Source organism: Affinibrenneria salicis, from assembly GCF_008710095.1.
In genome coordinates this window covers 193,078-204,007 of the sequence record NZ_VYKJ01000013.1, presented here as the reverse complement: position 1 = coordinate 204,007, position 10,930 = coordinate 193,078, and the positions used below count along the sequence as shown (strand labels likewise).

The following is a 10,930-nucleotide window of genomic DNA, read 5'->3' as shown; positions in this document are numbered from 1 at the left end:
GTTTACGGGCCGTAAGTAATCCATAGATGCAAATGTCAGATCGTGATGCGCCTGTTAGGGCGCGGCTGGTAACAAAGCCTTACAGGCGCATATGAAAAACCTCCGGCTATGCCGGAGGATATTTATTTTGTGAGCTCCAGTATCCCCCTCATCAGGCTAGTTTTTCCCTGCGCCAACTTCCCAACAGACAGATAAAGAAAAGCTCAGTGATGGCTATCACCACCGTCATTCTATTAGGCTTTGACAACATCATTGTCTGGAGAATGCTCGAAGACAGGGCTGAAAGTTTGTCATAGCGGATACTAATATGTTGGAGATCGCCGTGAAGAAGAAAATGCAATCCAAAAAGAACAGGCTGAACGTCAGGCCAAAATCGAAGCTTTACGCACCCAGCTACTGGAAGATGGTATCGAACCGGCTGAACTACCTGGTTCTGTCTCTACCCGCAAATCAGCAAAAACTAAATGTGAACCGCGTTCAGCCAAATATAAATATATTGATGACAATGGTGATGAAAAAACATGGACTGGTCAGGGGCGTACACCTAAAGCAATCTCTGCTGACGGTTTGTTATCTTCATTGATCCCCCAAATCAGTAAAATCTTCTTATTTTGATGGTTTTTAAGAAAATCCTGATTGATTGACTGAATAAAAAAACATTGTATGTAATCCATATTTTCTTCTGGATGAAAGGAGTCTGCGGGATGGCACAGGAAGCAAAAGAGGGAACTCTCAGGCGATTAACGATAGGTGAAATTGCTTTAGCCCGTCAGGTGTTTGGGAACTCCATCACTTACCATAAAGTCTGGATTCATTGTGATAGCTATTTACCTTTCGGGTTACAGAATACAGGTACTGCAATGGCACCAAACGGTGAGTTATGGTTCAGAAAAGAACGTTATAAACCCGATTTTTCGATGGCCTATATATCTGATCAACACACTTTTATACATGAGATGACCCATGTCTGGCAGCACCAAAAAGGGATGTGGGTGAGAAGCAGAGGTTTCTTCAGTTGGATGGCAGATTATAATTACAGACTTGATGGTAAAAATTATTGAATGATTATCCGATGGAACAACAGGCACAGATAATTGCAGATTATTTTTTTCTCAAGAAACAGGGGGATTATTCTTGGTTAAGATCTATCGGTCCAATAGTAACCTTTCAGGGCATGACGAATCATAATGTCGCTTCACTCTATGAATACGCTCTTTCACTGTTTTTCAAACAAAGGTGATGGTAATGAAAAGGAAAATAGCAATAGTCGGAATACTAAGTTTAACTCTAACTGGTTGTCATCTTGGTGATCCCCGAGCAAAACATTACCGAGCCTCTGTAATCACAGTTTCTGATGATGTTTGTGTTATGATCCAGCCTGAAAAAGATGAGAAAATTGTTAGTCTTATTATTAATGAGATTGGCAATACTGCGAATAAATTAGAAAGATTTGACACTATTTTAATTTCATCTGATAAGTGCGTCCCTGATTTTGGCTATAAATATGAAATCGGACATGCCTATAATTTCTCGGTACTACTTGAATCATCAGAGAAAAAGGAAAAAGGGATTACACCAGCAAGTCGTATCTTTGGTGTTGACTTCTCACTATGGAAGAATAACGGTAAACTAGAGGCATCTTCTATCAATTAACCCTAATATTATTATATGGCCGTTAGTAAATTTATTGCTGACGGCTTTCCATTTAATGCAGACAGTTCTTTAGCTTTCTTCGGCATAATAGGTATTCTTCTGTAATACATCCTGCACTGCATAAAATGACGGATTTTAAACAGAGCAGCAATACATTACCGGACAAAGAATAACGACAACACATGGTACAATAATGAAAAATTATAATTTAGAAATACACTGCCGAACACTAAAACGGCGGATTCCCTCACCGCCATCTTCAAAGAAAAAGTCTGAACTCACATTCGGGCTTTTTTATTGCATAGTCCCCATAAGGGAGGCTGAGAGCCCTCGACCGGGTTCGACAAAACGGCAGCGCCGTTTTGCATGGCCGACAGGCCACCCGCAGGGCGAGGCGCAACGCGCCGGGCGTACCCCTCCCCTCCCTCGCCGCCATCTTCAAAGAAAGAGCCTGAACTTACGTTCGGGCTTTTTTATTGCATAGTCCCCATAAGGGAGGCTGAGAGCCCTCGACCGGGTTCGACAAAACGGCAACGCCGTTTTGCATAGCCAACAGGCCACCCGCAGGGCGAATCGCAATGCGCCGGGTGTATCCCTCCCTCATTGCCAGATTAAATGAGAAAATCTGAACAGTGTTCGGGACCAGACTGTCGGCAAAGTGATAATGAATATTCCGGCGGGGATAATGGAACAGAAGAGAAAAACGTCCGCCCCAGGGATAGTTCAGACGAGCATACAGAGAGGAACTTGCGGCATCTTACGATCTGCCCATTATCAACGCCGCGCACGCGGTGTCAGCAGCCTCAGAGGCTGAACCCACATTCAGACTTTTACTGTATAACGCCACATAACAGAAACGCCGCTGAACCTTTCTTTCAGCGGCGTTTTTATAACCAAATCTAAGCGGAGAGATAAACGCTCCGCTTAACCCGGGGTATCAATCGTAAGCCAGCAGCGTACGCTGGCAGAGTTCAGAACGGACGCAGTCCTGCGCATTAAAGCTGACGATGCCGACCATATCATCCTCGTGAAAACGCGCCAGCGCATCGCTCAGCCCCGACGCAACGCCGGCAGGCAGGTCACACTGGGTTATATCGCCGTTTACGATAACCGTCACATTCTCGCCCAGTCGGGTAAGAAACATCTTCATCTGGCTGACCGTAACGTTCTGCGCTTCATCCAGAATAACCACCGCGTTTTCAAACGTCCGTCCGCGCATATAGGCAAAGGGAGCGATCTCGACTTTACCGATTTCAGGACGCAAACAGTACTGCATAAACGATGCGCCTAAACGCCGTACCAGCACGTCATAGACCGGACGAAAGTAAGGTGCGAACTTCTCCGCCATATTGCCAGGCAGAAAACCCAGGTCCTCCTCGGCCTGCAGAACTGGCCGGGTGACAATAATTCGATCAACCTCTTTATGAATCAGTGCATCAGCCGCTCTGACGGCGCTCAGAAACGTTTTGCCGCAGCCGGCCTCGCCGGTGGCGAAAATTAACTGTTTATTCTCTATTGCAGACAAATAATGTTCCTGGGCTGGCGTTCGTGCTTCTATTAGCGAATTGTCGCGGCTTTCTCGCGCCATGCCGATAGCTTCAATACCGCCGAACTGAACCAGAGAAGTGACCGATTCTTCCTCACGCTGACGATGATTACGCGATTCACGACGAATAACGCGTTTCGCCTCGCGGCGTGCTTTGATCACTGCTTTTTGTCTTCCCATAGTGGCACCTTACAGTTTGTTTCACTTATCGTGCTGTCACTGCAGCACGCGACGTTTCACGCACAAATGAGGTTGGCTTCCTTATTAAGCCGATGACAAACGATGAAACATAATGCCGGGCCGCCAGAGCGACACGAGACATCGTAGACGAATATAAAGACAGGAAAAACGAAGAGGAAAGAAACAGGGAGAACACTAAATCTAAATGATGGAGAAACAAATTTTTGCGGGTGAAATATCCCTCGCAGATACGAGCAGGTAAATCAGCGACTTCAGTTCGACCAGCCAGTCCAGAGAAGGACTCTACCATTCGCGCTCCTCACTGCCTTAACATCACCAGGCAATTATCTCCATCATCTTTCGGTTTGCCTACGTTTTGTGTTCCGCATTCCGAAATCTATTGGGTAAAACGTAACGCCGGATAATTTCAGTATAATGACATTGCCGCATTTCGCCCCCTTTTAGCAACTATTTTTTCTATCCGGCACATTATTTAATGTCCCCCATGGATAGCGCGACGGCGATGACGAAACACTCCCGCGCTAAACGCCAGACAAAAAAAGGCGGCGGACATAAATAAAGCGTCACGTCCGCCGCCGGATGAAAAACAATGAAAAATCAAACAAATAGAGACAGAAAATCCAATTTTATCCAGAACCCGCCATGAAATAACAGATTGCTATGGTAGCTATTATCACCACACGGGAATGCCCGGTGACTTACCCGATAGCGTGTTCCCTCGCCGCCTCACGCCTTAAATAACGCCGTCAGATACTTTGCGCCAGGCTAAATATTGCTCATATTTCTTTAGCGCGCTGCGATAGCTGGTTTGAGCATAATCGGGGAAGTCTTCGCTTATTTGCTGCTGGATATGCTCGCCAGTAAATATTCCCATTGGGTAATTATGAGTCAGTAAAACCTCATCCAGCCGACGCAGACGAATCACATATTCACGAATGGTACTGTGGCGAACATCGGTCTCTTCAACCAGAAATTGTTTAAATGATTGGATATCAAAATATTTTGTCATTGACCTGCAGGATATACCGCTACAGAATCTACAAACCAGTTCCAGATCCTTGTGCAACGCCACCCAGTCGGCTTCGTCAATCAACCGATCCATTTCCTTCAGCGCACTTTTATTTATCAGCTGACCACGCAATATTATCGAAACCCGGCCGAGCTCTTTACCACAGTGCGCACAGTGCGTCTGTCTATGTTTAAAGTCTTTTAAATAGCGGCTAAGAAGCTGTTTTTTTTCCGTAGTTGCAGGCATGCATCTATTCCCTGACTAATTAAGATAACAGAACCCATACGCGGCCAGAATATCGGTCTGATTCAGACAAACTTGCGACGGCCATCCCGGGGAAACAGGACGGCAACCGAATAAAGTCACCGATTTTTCTGGCCACAAATGGCCAACAGCGTAAGTATCGCCAGCGCGATATTTTCATTCAGCGAGACGAGACGGAATGCTTATCCGCACCACCGGTACGCCGAAAGAAATAAATGTCACCGCTCAATCCGTTATCGTCAGATAAAGCGCCGCCAGCCGCGGCGCCCATCATGTCAGGCAGCCGCTATATATCGTTCATCAACTTCACGCGCAGACGTTTTATCGCCTGGCTGTGCAACTGACTCACCCGGGACTCGCCGACTTCCAGAACCGCGCCAATCTCCTTCAGATTCAGCTCTTCCTGGTAATACAGCGTCAGCACCAGCTTTTCCCGTTCCGGCAGGTTGTCGATCGCGTCCATCACAAGCTGACGTAAATCGCCTTCCATCAGTTGCTGCAGCGGATCGGCATCTTCATGCCCTTCCGGCAACACCCCGCCGCTATCGCCATGCTCTTCGCGCCACTCATCGTAAGAGAAGAGCTGGCTGTTATTGGTGTCCAGCAAAATCTGACGATACTCTTCCAGAGAAATGTTCAGCGTTTGAGCGACTTCCTGTTCTGCCGGCGGTCTGCCGAGTCGTTGTTCAGTTTGCTGTATGGCGTGCGCGACTTCCCTTGCGTTACGGCGCACGCTGCGCGGCGCCCAGTCACGACTACGCAGCTCATCCAGCATGGCTCCCCGAATTCGCTGCACGGCGTAGGTGGTAAACGCGGTGCCCTGCAGTGAATCGTAACGTTCCACTGCGCTGAGTAAGCCAATACCCCCCGCCTGCAGCAAATCATCCAGCTCTACGCTTGCCGGTAGTCGAACCTGTAAACGTAAGGCTTCATGCCGCACTAAGGGAATATAGCGCTGCCATAGGGAATTTTTATCCATGGTGCCTTCGGCGGTATACAGATCGCTCACAGTGACAAATACCTACGATGATAGTGTTATCGGCACTATTATCCTTTCCAGTAGGGTTGCCAATCGCAGGAATAGCGCCAGAAAAGGCGCCCTATTTGAAACATGTCGTCATTCAAGCGCAACGTGAATGCGGTGACGCAACCACTCAGTAAACGCCGACGCGGACATCGGCCGGGAAAACAGGTATCCCTGAATGGCGTGATATCCCTGTTCGCGCAGAATCTGGTACTGGGCCTTATTCTCCACCCCCTCCGCCACCAGCGTCAGATTGAGGTTGGAGCCGATGCTGACCACCGCCTTGCTTAACGCCCGGCTCGATTCATTGGTTTCCAGCTCATCCACAAAACTTTTATCGAGCTTCAGTTCCCAGAAAGGCAGATGGCGCAGATAGCTCAGACTGGAATAACCGGTGCCGAAGTCATCCATCGCCAGGCGAATGCCGCGCTTATGCACGCTGAGTAAATTGTTCAGGGAGATAGGATCGGCGTCGATCAGAATACTTTCGGTGATTTCAATAATCAGATCCTGCGAGCTCAATTGATGAAGACGCAGCTCATCATCAATGATCGAGGGCAGCGCCTGGATATGAAAATCCATCGGCGAGAGATTGATCGAAATAGAGGGAACGGAGAATCCCTGCTGGCGCCAGCGCTTCAGTTGGCGGCAGGCTTCTTGCAACACCCAGCGGCTAATCTTGTGAATAAGTCCGCACTCTTCCGCCAGAGCGATAAAACGCACGGGCGGCACCGCCCCCCAGACCGGATGCTGCCAGCGCGCCAGCGCCTCTACGCCGAACAGCGAGCCGTCGTCCAGCCGGATCTGCGGCTGAAAGGCCAGCTGTAGCTGATTGCCGAGCAGCGCGCGCCTCAGCGCCTCTTCCAGCTCAACGCGTTCACGCAGCCGAAGATTGATTTTTTCGCTGTAGAAACAGATCCTGCCGCCGGTTTTCTGCTTTTTTGCCTGATACATGGCCATATCGGCATATTGCAGCAGGGTTTCGATATCCGCGCCGTCCGCCGGATAAAGACTGATGCCGATACTGGCCGGCGAGTTCATCAAGACCCCGCCCACGCTGTAAGTCTGGTGCAGCTGTAGGTCGATTTGGCTGAGAAAATCATCTAGCTGACGCTGATTCTGACGGATCAGCACCAGCACAAATTCGTCGCCGGCCACCCGGCTGGCGATATCGCCCGCCAGTAAATGACTGCACAAACGCTGCGCCGTCATGCACAGCACGTTGTCGCCCTGCGCATGGCCGAAGGTATCGTTAACACGTTTAAAGCGATCCAGATCGATGTGCAGCACCGCCAGCAGATCGCCGGTTTGCGCTACTCGCTCAATCGCCTGCTGCGCCTGGATGGTCAGCAGCGCCCGGTTTGGCAAACCGGTCAGACCGTCATAATACGCCAGTTGCTGAATGCGGCGGAAAGAGGCATCGCGTTCAATCGCCAGCGTACAAAGATGCGTACACACCTCGACCAGCCGTTCATCCAGAGCGCTCGGCCCGCGACATTCGTGATAGTAAAAAGCAAAGGTCGCAATCACCTTGCCGGCGCCATTTTTAATCGGCACCGACCAGCAAGCGCGCAGGCCGAGAACCAGCGCATGCTCCCGACAGGTCGCCCAGAGCGGGTCGCTGGCAATATCCGTTACGATAACCGGCACGCCGCGAAACGCCGCCGTACCGCAGGATCCGCTCTGCGGCCCGATCGAAACGCCCTCCATCGCGTGCAAATATTCCGGCGGAAAGCCCGGCCCGGCCAGCGGATGCATGATGCCCAGATCGTCAATACGCATGACGGAAGAAAGCGTGCCGGGATTAATGCGATCCACCTCCCGGCACAGCATCGTCATAACCGCATCAAGCGTGATATCGCCGATCATCGCTTCCAGAATTTTTTGCTGCAGCGTCTCGTGCAGTTTAGCGCGGGTAATATCGGTCAATACGCCGATAACGTTGACCATACGGCCTTTTTCATCCAGCACTGGCGTGTCCGATACCGTCGCCCACAGGCGACCGCCGTTGGCCAGACTCAACAGCCTGTCGCCTTTGAACGATTCGCCGCGCTTAAACTGCGCCTGATAGCGGGCGATCTCCTCCATTTGAGTATCCGGCGCCAGCAGTTCGGACGGCATTTTCCCCACGGCATCTTCCATGCGGTAGCCGAATGCCCGGATGAATCCGTCATTTATATAAATAATTCTCCAGTCACGATTCGTGATATACGTCGGCGAATCGCTCGCGTCGATCGCCTGAGACAGCAATCTGCCATGGGCGCTATCCATCTTTATCCCCCTGCAAGAGTCGTACTCAGATATCGGCATTAGCGCGGCTATCTTGAGCATTATCGCGGAGAGAATGAGGACTACCGGCTATCTGACACTGATTGACTGAAAAATTGCACCTCAATACGACGATTGAAAGGATCGTCAGGCGAGGTGCCAGGCAACGGTTCCGAATCGCCAAAACCCGCCACGATAACCCGTCGGGCCTGCTCTTCGGTCAGGCCGGCGATCAGCAACTTTCTGGCTTCTCTGGCGCGGGCGGCGGACAACGTAAAGTTATCGTCGTAAACCGTGCAGTAGCGGGCATAATCGGTTACCGGATTGGCGACCTGAAGACTATCAGTATGGCCTTCGACCATAATTCTCGCCAGCGCGGCCCCCTGGATAAACTCGGCGATTTTCGGCGCCAGAGCGGAAAGCGCGGTCCGCGCATCATCGGTAATGCAGGCGCTGCCTTTAGCAAAAATATTATCGCGCAGCATCACTCGCGAACCGGTCACGTCGACCGTAATCAATGCCGCTCCCGCGCGCTGATCGCGCAGCGTCGCCTGCATCTTTTGTAATATGTTTGTCAGCCTTATTTTTTGCTCATGCTGCTCCTGACTGCGGGTTTGCTCCAGCTTTAGCTCGGTAAACTTATGCTGTAGCACCGCGACAACCAGAATCAGCATCACGACCGCCATTACGCTGGACTTTAAATCAGCAGCGGAGAGCCACTCCCTCGCCTTTATCTTCTTCATTTTTCTGCAACGACCTCTTTATCGCGCCTCCTGGCGGCACGCATTGCTACCCGAAAATCATATTCAGAATGCGATCGGCCGGTCCCACGGCAAACGCTGTCGCTTAGCCCGCAAAACCGCAGGCATCAAAGAGGAACCCTCGCGACCGCGCCTGAAAACGGCGGGAACCAACCCCGGTGTTCACTCGCGGCAACCGGTGGCTGATAATAAGCGCAGAGCGGGATAGCGGACAACGATTGTTTGAAGATTGGCGGGAATGAAAGCGGGCCTGGCGCAGTCAGCCAACTGAGCTAAAAACGAATCGCAACAGGAAAAAGGAATTCTCCACGAAAACAGCCGGGGCAGGCACGGATATCCGAAACGACAACCCAGGATAACGCGCGCAAAAAGCGGATAACGCCGTCGGTGGGTCAATACATGTTTACCGCAGGGAAATTTATGCGCCCCCCATACCTCTCGCGTAGGGGGGACGAAATTATACCAGCACGATCTCTATCAGGTTCGCCTTGCCGGAATGAATGCCCGCCTCCACCGCCGGCGCGATATCGCTGGCGCGAGTGATTTTTCTGGCGCTTACGCCCATTGATCGCGCCAGCGCCTGATAATCAATCTCGGGATTGACTAAATCCATAGCGATAAACTTCTCGGTCTGGGCCGCCAGATAATGTTGCTGACTACGCATGAAGTTTTTCAATACATTGTATTGCCGGTTATTCATTACGATAAAGGTCACGGGTAAGTTCTCATGCGCCGCCGTCCACAGCGACTGCGGCGAATATAACGCCGCGCCGTCGCCCACCAGCGACACGACAGGCGCCCGTCCCAGCCCCAGAGAACAACCGACCGCCGCCGGCATGCCCCAGCCCAGCGCGCCGCCTCTTAAAAAAGAGTATTGCTCATATGACGGACTATCCAGAAACTGGCGCACCGCGGAAGACGTGACGATCGCCTCATCGACGATGGCGACATCGTGACCGATCACCCTCATCACCTCGCGAGCCGCCACCAGCGGAGAAATCACCCCCGACGTAAAGTCATTCCCGGCCTGCGCATACAGCGTTTTCCTTGCGGCGTCGCGCTGTACCCGCAACGCCTCGCTGTTGGCATTTCTGTCTGCCCGGGTCGGCTGCGTGAATTCGGCAAGTACCGGCAGCAAGGCATCGAGAGACGCGCGCAAATGACCGACCAGCGACAGACGGGTTGGATAGGTTCTGCCGAGATCGCCCACATCGGACGACAGCTGGTAGACCGCGCAACTGTCCGGCACGGCGGATGACGAGGTATAGAGAATAGAAATCAGCGACTTGCCGCCCAGCGCGAAAATAGCGTCATAGTTACTGAGTACGTCCGCAATAGCCTTAGCCTGAGTGGGTAGATTCCCCGCCCATAGCGGATGAGACGTCGGGAACGGAACCCGCGACGGCCAGGAGGAACCATACACCGGCGCGCCTAACATTTCGGCCAGCGCGACGGCCTGCGGCGCCGCCTGGCTACTATACAGCTCATCACCGGCAATAATCGCCAGACGCCCGGGCTGAATAGACGTTAACTCTTTAGCCAGACGCGCCAGCGATGACGCCACATTTTCCATATCGATGGTCGAGCGCGACAGCAACGGCGTATCGCTCATCTCCTCCATCACGTTCATGGGCAGCGACAGCATCACCGGACCAGGCGGAGGCGCCACCACATCATGAAACGCGCGCCGCAACAATACCGGCAATTGCGCTGGATGCGACACTTCCTGCGCCCATTTTACCGCCGGCTGCGCCAACTGCACCAGATCGCCGAATAACAGCGGATCGGAAATGGCATGGCGCAGATCCTGTTGGCCGGCCGTCACAACCAGCGGGGTATGGGAGATTTTTGCGTTAAGCAAATTGCCCATCCCGTGGCCCAACCCGCCGGCGGTATGCAAATTGAGGAAGCCTGGCTTACGGGCGGCCTGCGCATAACCGTCCGCCATCGCCACCGCGCTCGCTTCCTGCAACGCCAGGATATAGCTGATATCGGGTTTGCCCACCAGCGCATCCATCAACGGCAATTCGGTGGTACCCGGGTTACCAAAAATATATTCAACGCCTTCGCTGGCCAGTATCTCGAGCAGAATGTCCGCCCCTTTGCGCGCCGGCACTTTATCTATGGATGTGAAAGCACTATCGGTCATGGCACACCTCATTCCGTTAAGTGATTATTAATTAAGAAATCAAAAAGCTACGGAT

8 protein-coding genes and 2 pseudogenes are annotated in these 10,930 nt (G+C 51.7%); 3 read left to right on the top strand and 7 right to left on the bottom strand.

Features of this window, described 5'->3' with window-relative positions; genetic code table 11:
* Positions 1 to 309: 309 nt before the first annotated feature.
* From FJU30_RS21340 to FJU30_RS21330, 3 genes and pseudogenes are all read left to right on the top strand, one after another.
* Positions 310 to 615: pseudogene (locus FJU30_RS21340) on the top strand (H-NS family histone-like protein); the annotation flags it as partial.
* Positions 616 to 704: 89 nt separating this feature from the next.
* Positions 705 to 1,240, top strand: a pseudogene (locus tag FJU30_RS21335) (type IV secretion protein Rhs).
* Positions 1,241 to 1,245: 5 nt separating this feature from the next.
* Positions 1,246 to 1,653, top strand: a complete 408-nt coding sequence (locus FJU30_RS21330; protein ID WP_150436985.1) for a putative T6SS immunity periplasmic lipoprotein — start codon at positions 1,246 to 1,248, stop codon at positions 1,651 to 1,653.
* Between the two features lie 937 nt (positions 1,654 to 2,590).
* On the opposite strand, the gene phoH is transcribed toward FJU30_RS21330, so the two are convergent.
* The 7 genes from phoH to FJU30_RS21295 all read right to left on the bottom strand — a co-directional run bounded on the left by phoH (position 2,591) and on the right by FJU30_RS21295 (position 10,875).
* A complete protein-coding gene (phoH, locus tag FJU30_RS21325; protein WP_150436984.1) occupies positions 2,591 to 3,379 on the bottom strand; it encodes a phosphate starvation-inducible protein PhoH in 789 nt (262 codons plus the stop codon).
* 25 nt (positions 3,380 to 3,404) lie between these two features.
* On the bottom strand, positions 3,405 to 3,689 hold the full coding sequence (locus tag FJU30_RS21320; protein ID WP_150436983.1) for a hypothetical protein: 285 nt from the start codon (positions 3,687 to 3,689) through the stop codon (positions 3,405 to 3,407).
* Positions 3,690 to 4,133: 444 nt separating this feature from the next.
* A complete protein-coding gene (gene fliZ / locus FJU30_RS21315) occupies positions 4,134 to 4,655 on the bottom strand; it encodes a flagella biosynthesis regulatory protein FliZ (RefSeq protein ID WP_150436982.1) in 522 nt (173 codons plus the stop codon).
* Between the two features lie 304 nt (positions 4,656 to 4,959).
* Entirely contained in the window at positions 4,960 to 5,682 is a 723-nt protein-coding gene (locus FJU30_RS21310; RefSeq protein WP_150436981.1) for an RNA polymerase sigma factor FliA, read from the bottom strand.
* A gap of 108 nt (positions 5,683 to 5,790) precedes the next feature.
* A complete protein-coding gene (locus tag FJU30_RS21305; RefSeq protein ID WP_191091665.1) occupies positions 5,791 to 7,968 on the bottom strand; it encodes a bifunctional diguanylate cyclase/phosphodiesterase in 2,178 nt (725 codons plus the stop codon).
* An 80-nt stretch (positions 7,969 to 8,048) separates the two neighbouring features.
* A complete protein-coding gene (locus FJU30_RS21300; protein WP_150436979.1) occupies positions 8,049 to 8,708 on the bottom strand; it encodes an OmpA/MotB family protein in 660 nt (219 codons plus the stop codon).
* A 475-nt stretch (positions 8,709 to 9,183) separates the two neighbouring features.
* Positions 9,184 to 10,875 (bottom strand): thiamine pyrophosphate-binding protein, encoded by a 1,692-nt coding sequence (locus FJU30_RS21295; RefSeq protein WP_150436978.1) that lies wholly within the window; start codon positions 10,873 to 10,875, stop codon positions 9,184 to 9,186.
* Positions 10,876 to 10,930 lie beyond the last annotated feature (55 nt).

Excerpts from the sequence above, each read along its gene's own strand:
- phoH (WP_150436984.1), bottom strand. The coding sequence starts at position 3,379 with ATGGGAAGACAAAAAGCAGTGATCAAAGCACGCCGCGAGGCGAAACGC.
- fliZ (WP_150436982.1), bottom strand. The coding sequence starts at position 4,655 with ATGCCTGCAACTACGGAAAAAAAACAGCTTCTTAGCCGCTATTTAAAA.
- FJU30_RS21330 (WP_150436985.1), top strand. The coding sequence starts at position 1,246 with ATGAAAAGGAAAATAGCAATAGTCGGAATACTAAGTTTAACTCTAACT.
- FJU30_RS21320 (WP_150436983.1), bottom strand. The coding sequence starts at position 3,689 with ATGGTAGAGTCCTTCTCTGGACTGGCTGGTCGAACTGAAGTCGCTGAT.
- FJU30_RS21305 (WP_191091665.1), bottom strand. The coding sequence starts at position 7,968 with ATGGATAGCGCCCATGGCAGATTGCTGTCTCAGGCGATCGACGCGAGC.
- FJU30_RS21300 (WP_150436979.1), bottom strand. The coding sequence starts at position 8,708 with ATGAAGAAGATAAAGGCGAGGGAGTGGCTCTCCGCTGCTGATTTAAAG.
- FJU30_RS21295 (WP_150436978.1), bottom strand. The coding sequence starts at position 10,875 with ATGACCGATAGTGCTTTCACATCCATAGATAAAGTGCCGGCGCGCAAA.